This window comes from Actinokineospora sp. NBRC 105648, from assembly GCF_030269645.1.
In the GTDB taxonomy this organism is placed as follows: Bacteria; Actinomycetota; Actinomycetes; order Mycobacteriales; family Pseudonocardiaceae; genus Actinokineospora.
Genome location: NZ_BSTR01000032.1, coordinates 22,530 through 34,734 on the forward strand (window position 1 = coordinate 22,530; position 12,205 = coordinate 34,734).

Here is a 12,205-nt window from a genome sequence, read left to right on the forward strand (position 1 = left end):
GCCCGTCCAGGCCAGTTCGTCACTTGGCGTGACGACCATCGCGGCGGCGGCCGGGGTTCGGTGTCGCCCGCCACACCGCCAGGTCACCGGGCACGGCGGATCAACGGCCATGCGCTGACAGGCAATCACGGAAGGGTCTCCCCGGCCGACACTGGCTACCGCGTTCGTCCAGTGGCGGCAAGGAAGGGGAGCCGATGCGCACCGAGAGTCTGTACATCGATGGGGAGTGGGTTCGGCCGTCGGGGGCGGGCGAGTTCACCACGCACGACCCGGCCACCGGCGAGGCGATCGCGACCCTGGTCGACGCGGGGGACGCCGAGGTCGACGCGGCCGTGGCCGCCGCGCGGGCGGCGCTGCCCGGGTGGACGAGGTTCCCGGCGACCGAGCGGGCCCGGCTGCTGTGGAAGATCGCCGACCTGATCGAGGCGCACGGCGACGAGATCGCCGCCCTGGAGACGCTGGACCAGGGGCAGCCGCTCGGCGTCGCCAAGGCGGTCAGCGTGACCGGCGCGGTGGAGCACTTCCGCTACTTCGCCGGGTTCACCACCAAGATCGACGGTGCCGTCCGGTCGGTCTCCTTCCCGGACACGCTGCAGTTCGACAAGCGGGAGCCGGTCGGGGTCTGCGCGCTCATCGCGCCGTGGAACTTCCCGTTGATGATCATGGTGTGGAAGCTGGCACCGGCGCTGGCCTGCGGGAACACCGTGGTGCTCAAGCCCGCTGAGCAGACCTCGCTGAGCGCGGCCTACCTGGTGCGCCTGTGCGAGCAGGCGGGCGTGCCCAAGGGTGTGGTCAACCTGATCACCGGCGGGCCTGCCGCGGGCAAGGCGCTCGTGCGCCACCCCGGCGTGGACAAGGTCTCCTTCACCGGGTCCACCGACGTCGGCAAGGACATCGTCGCCGCCTCCGCGCACGACCTCAAGCGGGTCACCCTCGAGCTCGGCGGCAAGACGCCGACCGTGATCGCCCGGGACGCCGACATCGACGCCGCGGTCAACGGCGCCGTCGCGGGCGGGCTGCTCAACAGCGGCCAGGTGTGCGCCGCGTTCGCCCGCCTCTACGTCGACTCGAGCCGGGTGGACGAGTTCGCCACCAAGCTGGGCAAGGCCGTCGACGGCCTCAAGATCGGTCCCGGCAACGCCGCCGACACCCAGCTCGGCCCGCTGGTCACCGCCGAGCACCTGGCCAAGGTCGACTCCTACGTGCGCGGTGGCGTCGACGCGGGCGCGCAGCTGGTCGCGGGCGGCTCGCGGGTCGACGGCGACCTGGCGGCGGGCAACTTCTACCGGCCGACCGTCTTCTCCGGCGTGTCCGACGACATGGCGATCGTCCGCGAGGAGATCTTCGGCCCGGTGCTCACCGTGCTGGGCTACGGTGACGAGGACGAGCTGCTGCACCGGGTCAACGACTCCCCCTACGGCCTGGCCGCCTCGGTGTGGACCGACGACGTGCGCACCGCCCACCGGCTCGCCGACGGCATCCGCGCGGGCGCGGTGTTCGTCAACATGCCGTGCATCCCCGACGCGGTGGCGCCGTGGGGCGGGTTCAAGTCCAGCGGCTGGGGCCGCGAGATGGGCCCGTACGCCATCGAGGCCTACACCGAGGTCAAGGGCGTGTGGATGCACTACGGGGCAGGCCTGTGAGCACTCCGTACTGGGTCGCGGGCAAGCCCCGCACCTCCGACTCCCCGGTGACCGTGCGCAGCCCGTATGACGCCGCGGTCACCGGGGTCACCAGCAACGCGACCGCCGCCGACATCGAGGAGGCGGTGGCCGCGGCCGCCGCCTGCCGCGACGAGGTGGCCGCGCTGCCCGCGCACGTGCGCGCCGACGCCCTCGACCACGTGTCCCGGCGGCTGGCCGAGCGGTTCGACGAGGTGGCCGCACTGATCACCGCCGAGTCCGGCAAGCCGATCACCTGGGCGCGCACCGAGGTCAGCCGCGCCATCGGCACGTTCCGCTGGGGCGCCGAGGAGGCCCGCCGCTTCTCCGGCACCGTGCAGCGGCTGGACACCGAACCCGGCTCCGAGGACCGGGTGGCACTGGTGCGCCAGGTCCCCCGCGGGCCGGTGCTGGGCATCACCCCGTTCAACTTCCCGGTGAACCTGGTCGCGCACAAGCTGGCCCCGGCCATCGCCGCGGGCTGCCCGGTGATCATCAAGCCCGCCCCCGCCACCCCGCTCTCCGCGCTGCTGCTCGGTGAGTTGCTCAGTGAGACGGACTTGCCCGCGGGCAGCTGGTCGGTGCTGCCGATGACCAACGAGCAGATCGCCGGGCTGGTCGGCGACCCGCGCCTGCCGGTCATCTCCTTCACCGGCTCCGACGCGGTGGGCTGGCGGATCAACGACGCCAACCCCCGCAAGCACGTGCTGCTGGAGCTGGGCGGCAACGCCCCGGTGCTGCTGTGCCCGGACTGGACCGACGTGGAGGGCGCGGCCGCCCGGGTGGCGGCCTTCGGGACGCACCAGGCGGGCCAGTCGTGCGTGTCGGTGCAGCGGGTCTACGCGCACACCGACGTCTACGACGCGTTCGTGCCCGCGCTGGTGCGGCACGTGCGCGAGCTGGGCACCGGCGACCCGGCCTCGCCCGAGACCCACGTCGGCCCGCTGATCAACGCCGACGCCGCCCGCCGGGTCACCGACTGGGTCACCGACGCGGTCGCGCGCGGGGCGAACCTGCGGACCGGTGGCCCCCGGGAGGGCAACGCCCTGGCCCCGATCGTGCTCACCGACGTCCCGGCGGACTGCGCGGTGGTGACCGAGGAGGTCTTCGGCCCGGTCGTCGTGGTGGTGCGGGTCGAGTCGGTGGACGAGGCGATCGCGCTGGCCAACAGCTCCCGCTACGGCCTGCAGGCCGGGGTGTTCACCCACGACCTGCGGGTGGCCGCCTACGCCACCGCCAAGCTCCAGGTCGGCGGTGTGGTGATCGGCGACGTGCCGACCTACCGGGCCGACCAGATGCCCTACGGCGGCATCAAGGACTCCGGCGTCGGCCGCGAGGGCGTGTACTCGGCGATGCTGGACCTCACCGAGCCGAAGGTCATGGTGCTGACCGAGTTCGTCGCCTAGTGCCGCCTCGTGCTGATAGAGGCCTGCGGTGGGCGCTGTCCCACCGCAGGCCCTGCTTTTCCCGACGCGCTCCAACCGGGTCCGGGTTCATCGTCTGAGCCGGGACTTGGGCGCGACCGAGCACCGGTGAGGTGCCTGGGTCAGTTCCGGAAGCCGCCGACGCCGATGTCGATCACCGGGTGGGCGTTCGGGTCGAGCCAGGTGAGCACTGAGTCGAGCGCTGCCGCCGGGATGCTGACGCAGCCCGCGGTCGGCCCGCCGGTGCTGACGTGCAGGAAGAACGCCGACCCCCGCCCGGACACCGCCGGGTTGCGGTTGTAGTCGATGACCACCGCGCGGTCGTAGGCGTAGCCCACCTTGCCGAGGTCCTCCCCCGCGGCCTCGTTGAACGGGCAGGTGCCCGGGGCGCACCGCTGGTAGGTGTTGTAGAGCGGCGAGTGCACGTCCGACACCCACCAGTCCGAGTCGTCCACCCGCCGATAAGGCAACCGCGTCCCATTCGACGGCTTGTGCCCGAACGCCTCGGTCAGGGTGTGCACACCGACCGGCGTCCTGGTCGACCCCTCACTGGCGATACCGATACCCGCCGACCCGACGAAGGCGCTGACCGGCCCGATCTCGGCGACCCACCCACCCTCACTGCGCCGCCACCCGGTGAGCACCGCGGACTGCGACCCCGCCGTCTTGGCGACCACGGTGATCAACTGGCCGGCGTCACCGGTGTACACCAACGGCAACTGGTCCACCCGGGCCGAGGGCAGCGTTGGCCCACCGCCGGGCGCGGCCGCGGCCACCGCAGGCGGCACGACCAGCCCAACGGCCACGAGCAGCGCCAACACACGACCTCGCACAATTCCTCCCGGTTTCAAGCCTGGAAACCAAGGTAGCGGAGCCGCGCCGACTCCCCTCGAAGTTCCCCCGATGATCTACAGTACTTGCCCCATCGAGGTGAAGGCCAACGAGATCGACGGGCCGGATGACCCGGGATGCAGTACGCGAAACCTGAGATCAGGGCCTGATCAGCGTCAAACCCGGCATACCGTCGAAATGTCGCACGTTGTCCGTCATCAACGGGGAATCATGAAAGATCGCCGTGGCGCAGATCCACAGGTCATTGGTGTGCTGGGCCTGCCCGAGGGAATGCCCGGTCTTGCGCGCACGACTCTTCAAGTCGGCCCAGAGAACCGCGATCTCGGGAGTGTAGGGCGCGATGACATAGCGGCGGATCGCCGCTTCCAGTTCGGCCCGTCGTCTCTGCCCCCAGTTGGCATAGCTGGCGCCAAAATACGCCTCCGCTACTGAGGTGAACGAGAGCACTGGGGTAACGCCGCGCAGGGCGCTCACATACGCGGGCGCAACCTTCCTGTTCTGCCAAAGACGGGAGAAGACATCCGTGTCGACGACGACGAAACTACTCATCAGAGCCGCGGGCGATGCGGATGCCTTCGAGGAAGACGTCGACGTCGTCCGTTTCAACACCGCGCAACTCGCCGATCCAGCGCAACGGAGTCACACCCTGCTCTGCGGCCAGTTCGCGCAACGAGGCCGAACGGGAACTCTCGATGACGGAAAGGCCGGTCAGGTGCAGAAGCCGAACGGAACCGTCGGAGTGCAATTCGGCGGACCCAGTCGCCATGACCAGGTGATCCAAGCTGTTCAGCACGTCATCTCGCAGGTCGATGTCGAAATCACACCAGATGCTGCCCAGGTTCGTGTCGACTCGACATCTCAGTGACAAGGGCTCGAAGTCACCCATGTGCAACCGGCCGACAATGGTGGTCTCGGCTTCCAGGTTCGATCTCTGAATGCGCCTGAGGTGCCGCTGGATCTCCCCGTCCAAGGTGAAGTGGACGTCCGCCCCGGTCTTGAACTCGATCGCGGTCAGGTTCGATTCACCGATACCGCCGCACAACGTGACCAACCCGTTGAGCACCGATGTGCTGAAATGGCTCTCCACCTCGCCTGACGGGCGTTCCCCGCTGGCTCGGATCTGCCGGATCCCCTCCACCAGCGTGGTGAACGAGGCGTCGAGGAGCCCGTCGAGCGAGGCCTTCTCCGCCGGGCGCAGGGCCAGCACCGCGGACCCGTGGGAGAACCCCACGAAGTCCATCCGCACCGACTCGGCGATCTCCACCGGGCGCCTGCCCGATCGCGGGCGGGCCCCAGTGATCGACATCGCGATTCGCTCAAGTGTGGCCTGGAGGTTGGACGCGATGCGGGCCAACTCGGTCAGCGAGATGCGGTTGCCCGCGGTGGCCGGGCCCGCCGCCCGCACGGTCAGGCCGCCATCGAGTGACGTGGCCATCTCCCTCACCTCCAGCACGGCGTCGTTCAGGCCATCAGCTTAGAGGCATTGGAGACGTGGCACAGACATTCGAAAGTCGATCACCCGATGGCGCGCGAACATCGCGAGCCGGACTGCGCGACGTCACACCTGCCAGGAAAGAGTGGGATCGGAAGCGCACCCTGTCCAGACCAGTGGGTACCGGGCATGATCGTCAGGATACCCAGCCCAGGCCGGAGGACCGCGGATGACGACCACCCTGACCCACATCGGCGGCCCCACGGTCCTGATCGAGGTGGACGGCTGGCGGCTGCTGACCGACCCCACGTTCGACCCGCCCGGGAAGCGCTACGCGTTCGGTTGGGGGACCTCGTCGGTGAAGGTCGCGGGGCCCGCGGTCGCGGTGGCGGGGCTGCCCCCGATCGACGCGGTCCTGCTCACCCACGACCACCACGGCGACAACCTGGACACCGCGGGCCGGGCTCTGCTGGCAGGCGTCCCGGAGGTGGTCACCACCGTCGCGGGCGCCCGCAGGCTGGGCACCGGGCGCGGGCTGGCGCCGTGGGCGACCACCCGGTTGGACAAGCCCGGGCTGCCGCCGTTGGAGATCACCGCGACCCCGGCGCGGCACGGGCCCCCGCTGAGCCGCCCCATCACCGGCGAGGTGGCCGGCTTCGCCCTGCACACCAGCACCGGCGTGGTGTGGGTGTCCGGCGACACGGTGCTCTACCCGGGCGTGCGCGAGGTGGCGTCCCGGCTGGATGTGGACGTCGCGCTGCTGCACCTGGGCGGGGTGCGGTTCCCCGTCAGCGGTCCCCTGCGCTACACGATGACCGGCGCGCAGGCCGTGGAGCTGACCGCGCTGCTCAAGCCGCGCGTCGCGGTGCCCGTGCACTACGAGGGGTGGCAGCACTTCCGGGAGGGCCGCCCGGGCGTCGAGGCGGCCCTGGCGAACGCGACGGCCGACGTGCGCGACCGGTTCCGCTGGCTCGAACCCGGGGTGCCGACCGCGGTGTAGCTTCGGAGCTGTGGATCATCGTTCGACCGCGGACCACTGCGAGCTCTCCCCCGCCGTCCGCGTCGGGGACTCGGCGATCGAGGGGCTCGGGCTCTTCGCCCGCGCCCCGATCGCGACGGGTGAGGTGGTGGAGCGGCTCGGTGGTCAGGTGATCGATGACGCCGAGCTGGCCGCGCTCACCCCGCCGTACAGCAGTCTCACCGTGGCCCCCGGGGTGCACCTGCTGATCGACCCGGCGCACCCGGTCCGCTACGGCAACCACTCCTGCGCGCCGAACCTGTGGCACGCCGACGCCACCACGGTCGTCGCCCGCCGCGACATCGCCGCGGGCGAGGAGCTGACCATCGACTACGCGACGCACACCGGGGTCGAGTCGTGGTCGATGGTGTGCCGCTGCGCGGCCGCGGGCTGCCGGGGCACGATCACCGGCGCGGACTGGCGGTCGCCGGAGCTGCGCAGGGTCTACGGCGACCACTGGAGCCCCGTGCTGCTCGACCGCATCCGGGCGCTCTAGGCGACAGAGCCCGCAGCGGGGAGCACCGCGACCGGCTTCACGGCCAGTGCGGTTCCGCACCCCGGGTGAGGCGGTGCAGGTCGCCGACGCCGCCGGGGCCCGGGGTCGGCCGGACGATGCCCGCGCGGGCCGCCACCCCGGCCGCCTCGCCGCGGGACTGGCAGTCGAGCTTGCCCAGCAGGCGCTCGACGTAGGTCTCCACCGTGCGGCGGCTGACGACCAGCCCCTCGGCGATCGCCTGGTTCGACAGGCCCGCCACGATGCCGGTGGCGACGTCGACCTCGCGGGCGGTCAGGCCCAGCGCGTTCGCGTACGGGGCGCTCGCCAGGATGACCCCCGTGCGGACGCCGTCAGTCACGCGGAGCAACCGGACCCGGTACCAGCCCTCGCGGCCCGGCCAGAGGAACGCCACCGTGCCCACCGACAGGTCGGCGAAGACCGCGCCGAGGGCCTGGATGGTGGGGTCGTCGGCGAGCGGGGACGGCGCGCGGTCGGCCAGCGGCAGCGGCGAGCCGCCCGGGACCAGCCTGCTCGCGGTCCACTCGGGACCGAACCAGGCCTCGAAGCGCGGCGAGCGCAGCGGGTCGACCCGGCGGGCCAGCGCGGTCTCCAGCTCGTGGACGAAACCCCGGGTGCGCTCGCCGAAGGAGTCGCGGACCGAGGCGTTGATGTGCAGCATGCCGACCACCCGCTGCGGACCGAGGCGCAGCGCCGCCGAGAGGCCGTCCTCCAGGCCCGCGGGGCGCAGCATCTCCTGGTAGTGCGGGGAGTCGCGGAAGTTGTGCGGGGCGTCGTCCATCAGCAGCGGGACGTCGGAGTCGAAGAGCTGGCCGCCCCAGCGGGTGCGCGGCAGCTCGTGCGCGAGGTCCTGGGAGATCGACCGGGTGTAGCCGCGCTCGGCCAGGATCACGAACCGCCGGGCGACCGGGTCCCAGCCGACGACCTGGGCGGCGCACAGCGTGGGCACGGCCCCGACGATGGCGTCGAAGACCTCGTCCCACTCGACGTCGGCGCTGGTGCCCAGGGCGGCGCCGATCCGCACCGCGGCGGCCACCATCGTGGGATCCATCGCGCCCTCCCTCAGCCCGGCCGCCAGCCTGGAAAACCTACGGCCATTGAGCCGAACGGGGCAACACCGCGGGCCGAGCAGACCCGGAGCACACGCGCACCGTGCGCTCCGGGTCAACCCCGCGTTCCCCACCGGACAAGGTGGGGTGACGGTCAGTGACCAGTCGGATCCACGACGTCGCGGTCGAGCCACAGGTCGGCGACGGCCGCGCGGATCTCGGCGCCGTGCTTCTCGGCGAGTTCGACCGCGCCCAGGTTGGCCTCCAGCTGGGCCAGTCGGGAGGTTCCGAACAGGACGGTGCTGACCAGCGGGTCGGCCAGGCAGAAGGCGATGCCCGCCTGGGCCGCGGTGGCGTCGAAGCCCTCGGCGATGGCGGCCAGCTTGACCGCCGCGTCGGCGACCTGCTCGCGGATGCCGCCGGGGTCGCGGCCGACCATCCGGTCGGGCACCAGGTTGCCCGCCAGGATGCCGCCCTCGAACACGTCCGAGGCCTGGATGGTGATGCCGATGTCGTCGGCCAGCCGGCGGAACGGCTCACCGTCGGGGATGGACCGGCGCACCACGCTGTACTTGAGCTGGGCCATCGACGGCCCCGGGATGCCCTGGGCCGCGGCCGCGTCGTGCGCGGCCCGGATGTCGTCGACCGACCAGTTGTTCACGCCCCAGCCGCCGAGCTTGCCGGACTCGATCAGGTCGCCGAGCCCGCGGGTCAGCGCGGTCATGTCCGGGGTGGTGCCGAACAGGTCGCCGAGCACGGTGTAGTCGGCGTGCTCGACCCCGACCCTGGCCAGCAGCGGGTCGAGCTGGTCGGCGAACGAGACCTCCGGGAACGCCTGGATCCAGAGCTTGACCGAGAGCAGCCAGTCCGCGCGCGGGATGCCCGCGACGGCCACGGCCCGGCCGAAGATGATGTCGGTGTAGGACTCCTGGACGGTCTTGCCGTCGATGGTGAAACCGCCGTAGTAGCCGACGTCGAACAGGTTGACGCCCGCGTCCACGGCGCGGCGCACCATCTGGACGGCCTCTTGGAACGGCATCCGGTCGTAGATGTGCCACGAGCCCATGGAGAGCACGGACACCTCGGGACCGTCCGCCCCGATCTTGCGGCGTGGAACCGTCATGACTTCCTCTCGGTGCTGGAGTACGGGGTCAACCCCCGGGTGAAGGCCTTGCGCAGGGTGTCGATCGCGCGCTGGTGGGCGATCTCGGCGATGCTGAGCCGGTCGACCAGCAGCGCGAAGAAGCCGTGGACCTGGCCGTGGTAGCGCACCAGCTCGGTGGGCACGCCCGCGTCCATCAGCCGGTGGGCGAACTCCTCGCCCTCGTCGCGCAGCGGGTCGTACTCGGCGGTCATCACCAAGGCCGCCGGGAGCCCGGTGAGGTCGGTGGCCGCCAGCGGGTCGAGGTAGGGGTTGTTCAGGTCCGCGGCGTCGCGCGCGTACTGGGCGAAGAAGAAGTCCATGTTCGCGCGGGTCAGGAAGTGACCCACCCCGTAGTCCACATAGGACGGACGGTCGCCCGGCGGGGCGATCACCGGGCAGGCGAGGACCTGCACCAGCGGCAGCCGACCGCCGCGGTCGCGGACCATCAGGCACGCCACGGCTGCGAGGTTGGCGCCCGCGCTCTCCCCGGCCACCGCGATCCGGGTGGTGTCCACACCCACCTCGGCGCCGTGCTCGGTGACCCAGGTCAGCGCGGCGTGGGCATCCTCGGCCGCGGCCGGGAACGGGTCCTCGGGGGCCAGCCGGTACTCCACCGACACCACGACGGCCTCGGCCTCGGCGCACAGCGTCCGGCAGGTCTGCTCGTTCTCCGCCAGGGAGCCGATGACCCAGCCACCGCCGTGGAACCACACCACCGCCGGGAAGGGACCGTCGCCGCGCGGCTCGTACACGCGCACGCGCAAGTCAGCCGCCGGACCGGGGATGGTGCGCTCGTAGACCCGGCCGACCGGAACCGGGTTCTCCGGCATCCGCCAGCTCGCCGCGAACGCCGCGCGCATCTCGGCCGCGGAGACGCCCTCGGGGATGAGCCCGCCCTGGGCGGCGGTCGCCTCGATGACGGCCTTGGCCTCGGGGTGCAGTGCCACTCAGAACTCCTTTCCGGTGAAGGACCGTAAGACGGCGGCGGTGAGCTTCGAGACGTCGTTGGCGTCCCCGGCGTGCGAGAGCGCGGCGCACCAGCCGATCGACCCGGTGGCGAACACGGTGCCGCCGCCGGGGGTGTCCAGCAGGGTCAGGTCGGACCGGCGGTGGTCCACCGGGTCGGCCATCGGGTGCCGGGTGGTGGGCCCGGTGTCGGCGGACATGTAGGACTCGCCGAGCAGCGCGCGGGCGATGAGCCTGGTGTTCGGCGGACTCCCCTGCAGGAGGTCGAAACCGTCGGTCTCGAAGGAGGCCGCGCCGCCGAGCAGCGCGCCGAACGCGCCCAAGGGGGCATTCCGGTCCACACCGCGCAGCAACCGGTCGATGACCGGGTCCCCGAAGCGGGCCAGGACCTCGTACGAGCCGCCGGTCGTCAGACCCGCGGCGGTGGTGCCGATGCCGAAGAGGCGGTGCGGCGACCGGCCGCGCTCGGACCACAGGCCGCCGGGCTCACCGGTGCTCGCGAGCACCAGCTCGCCCGGTTCGCTCTCCCACATCCGCACGCCCGCGTAACCGCGGCGCAGCTCGGCGACGTGCGGCTTCTCCGGGTGCACCGCGGTGACCCAGTACGCGCCGTTGCCGCCGAGGTAGGCGAGCTTGCCGCCGCCGTGCAGATGCGCGGTGGCGGCGTCGAGCATCGACCCGGTCCAGTACTCGGGGTGGCTGCCGGTGACCACGGTCGAGTAGCCGTCGAGCGCCGCGGCGCCCTCGCGGTCGAGGTCGTGGTCGGTGACCAGGTCGAACTGGAACCCCTGGCGGCCGAGCCAGCCGACCAGGTGCAGGTCCTCGCTGTACTGGTGCGGGCCGCTCGCGTGCCGGAAAACGTGGTCGTCGCGCACCCCAAGCAGCGGCCTGCGCAGCGAGGCGGTGGCCGCGCCGCTGCCGTCGCGGTGGCGGTCGTAGAGGCTGTGCAGGCTGTTGCGCCGGGCGAACGGCGCGGCGACCTCGGCCGGGTCCTCCGGCAGGAACGCCATGTGCACGTGCTCCAGCGCGTACGCCAGGTAGCTCAAGGTGGGCACGAGGAAGGCGATCGGCGCGCGGGGGGCGTCCTCCGGGGGGCGGACGAACAGCGGCAACCGGTCGACGCCCAGCGGGCTCGCAAGCTCGACGGCGTAGCAGCCGCCGGGCAGGTCCGCGGGCAGCTCGACGGTGAGCACCGGGTCCCAGCCCGCGTCCTCGAGGTCGTCGGAGTGGAAGTGCACGGCGCCGTAGCCGGTGTCGGCGAAGCGCCAGTCGAGCACCTCGCCGGTCCAGTCGTGCGCGGTGACCCCGCGCAGCGGTCCGTTGTGGAGGGTGCCGTGCAGGCCGTCGACCAGGTCGAGCAACCGGTCGCCGCCGATGTCCTGGGCCAGGTCCCACTGCGCGCGGGCGCCGCGGTGCCAGGCCCCGGTGGTGTCGGCGGCGAGCTCGGTGACCTGGGCGGCGTCGAGCGCCCGGTCGAACACGCACGGCGCGCTGAGCTTGCCGTCGTAGTGGTCGGTGACCACCCGGTCGACCGACCGCGCCGCGAACACCAGCGGAGCGTCCGAAGTGGACAGATCACCGCGGGCCGGGGAGACGACCACGGTGGCGGGCCGCTCGTCCCCCAGCGGGGCGCCCGGCCGGACCTCCAGCCGGACGCCGCGCTCGGAGTACGAGCCGGTGAGCAGGTACCAGCGGCGCACCCGCAGCGGCGCCGACGCGGTCACCGTGACCGCGCCCTGCCCGGTGTGCGCGGTGAAGCCGACCCGGCCGTCCGCGTCGAGCACCAGCTCGGCGACCCCGGCCTGGGTGAGCAGACCCGCGCGGCCCTCCGGCAGCGCGGTCGGCCACACCCAGACCGCGAAGGTCACCGCCCCGTCGAACACCGGCGGGGTGGGCACCAGGCCGTAGGAGCCCAGGGCCAGCTCCTGGTGCGGCACGGTGACCCGCTCCGGCAGCCCGGCGGCGACCGGCACCCGCACGGCGGCGGTCCCGTCGTGGTCGATCAGCAGCAGCCGCACCCGCACATCCGGGTCGGTCGAGCTGGCGTGCACGCGCACGCGCTCGCCCGGCCGGACCGAGAGCCGGTCGGTGTAGCCCACTACGGGCGCGTCGGTGTGGTCGACCGGGCGACGAGTCACGCCGTGG

At 72.2% G+C, this 12,205-nt stretch carries 11 protein-coding genes; 4 read left to right on the forward strand and 7 right to left on the reverse strand.

Features of this window, described 5'->3' with window-relative positions; genetic code table 11:
- The first annotated feature begins 194 nt into the window (after positions 1-194).
- Complete coding sequence (locus QSK30_RS24475; RefSeq protein ID WP_285506145.1) at positions 195-1,643, forward strand: aldehyde dehydrogenase family protein; 1,449 nt, start codon at positions 195-197, stop codon at positions 1,641-1,643.
- Positions 1,640-3,067 (forward strand): aldehyde dehydrogenase family protein, encoded by a 1,428-nt coding sequence (locus QSK30_RS24480; RefSeq protein WP_285506146.1) that lies wholly within the window; start codon positions 1,640-1,642, stop codon positions 3,065-3,067. The genes QSK30_RS24475 and QSK30_RS24480 overlap by 4 nt, the downstream gene beginning before the upstream one ends.
- A 140-nt stretch (positions 3,068-3,207) precedes the next feature.
- On the opposite strand, the gene QSK30_RS24485 is transcribed toward QSK30_RS24480, so the two are convergent.
- The 3 genes from QSK30_RS24485 to QSK30_RS24495 form a co-directional block, all read right to left on the reverse strand.
- The gene (locus QSK30_RS24485; protein WP_285506147.1) at positions 3,208-3,918 is read right to left on the reverse strand and encodes a L,D-transpeptidase family protein; all 711 of its coding nucleotides are present in this window, start codon (positions 3,916-3,918) and stop codon (positions 3,208-3,210) included.
- 157 nt (positions 3,919-4,075) lie between these two features.
- Entirely contained in the window at positions 4,076-4,486 is a 411-nt protein-coding gene (locus tag QSK30_RS24490) for a type II toxin-antitoxin system VapC family toxin (protein ID WP_285506149.1), read from the reverse strand.
- Complete coding sequence (locus tag QSK30_RS24495) at positions 4,479-5,342, reverse strand: hypothetical protein (RefSeq protein WP_285506151.1); 864 nt, start codon at positions 5,340-5,342, stop codon at positions 4,479-4,481. Before QSK30_RS24495 ends, QSK30_RS24490 begins: the two co-directional genes overlap by 8 nt.
- A gap of 256 nt (positions 5,343-5,598) precedes the next feature.
- On the opposite strand from QSK30_RS24495, the gene QSK30_RS24500 reads away from it, so the two are divergent.
- Positions 5,599-6,369 (forward strand): MBL fold metallo-hydrolase, encoded by a 771-nt coding sequence (locus tag QSK30_RS24500; RefSeq protein ID WP_285506153.1) that lies wholly within the window; start codon positions 5,599-5,601, stop codon positions 6,367-6,369.
- 10 nt (positions 6,370-6,379) lie between these two features.
- Positions 6,380-6,883 (forward strand): SET domain-containing protein, encoded by a 504-nt coding sequence (locus QSK30_RS24505; RefSeq protein ID WP_285506155.1) that lies wholly within the window; start codon positions 6,380-6,382, stop codon positions 6,881-6,883.
- 37 nt (positions 6,884-6,920) lie between these two features.
- Here the strand turns inward: QSK30_RS24505 and QSK30_RS24510 are convergent, their stop codons facing one another.
- The 4 genes from QSK30_RS24510 to QSK30_RS24525 all read right to left on the reverse strand — a co-directional run bounded on the left by QSK30_RS24510 (position 6,921) and on the right by QSK30_RS24525 (position 12,198).
- The gene (locus QSK30_RS24510; RefSeq protein WP_285506156.1) at positions 6,921-7,952 is read right to left on the reverse strand and encodes a helix-turn-helix domain-containing protein; all 1,032 of its coding nucleotides are present in this window, start codon (positions 7,950-7,952) and stop codon (positions 6,921-6,923) included.
- A gap of 152 nt (positions 7,953-8,104) precedes the next feature.
- A complete protein-coding gene (locus QSK30_RS24515) occupies positions 8,105-9,073 on the reverse strand; it encodes an aldo/keto reductase (RefSeq protein WP_285506157.1) in 969 nt (322 codons plus the stop codon).
- On the reverse strand, positions 9,070-10,041 hold the full coding sequence (gene lipP1, locus QSK30_RS24520) for a LipP1 family hormone-sensitive lipase (protein WP_285506158.1): 972 nt from the start codon (positions 10,039-10,041) through the stop codon (positions 9,070-9,072). Before lipP1 ends, QSK30_RS24515 begins: the two co-directional genes overlap by 4 nt.
- Positions 10,042-12,198, reverse strand: coding sequence for a N,N-dimethylformamidase beta subunit family domain-containing protein (locus tag QSK30_RS24525; RefSeq protein WP_285506160.1), 2,157 nt, complete (start codon positions 12,196-12,198; stop codon positions 10,042-10,044).
- Positions 12,199-12,205: the final 7 nt, after the last annotated feature.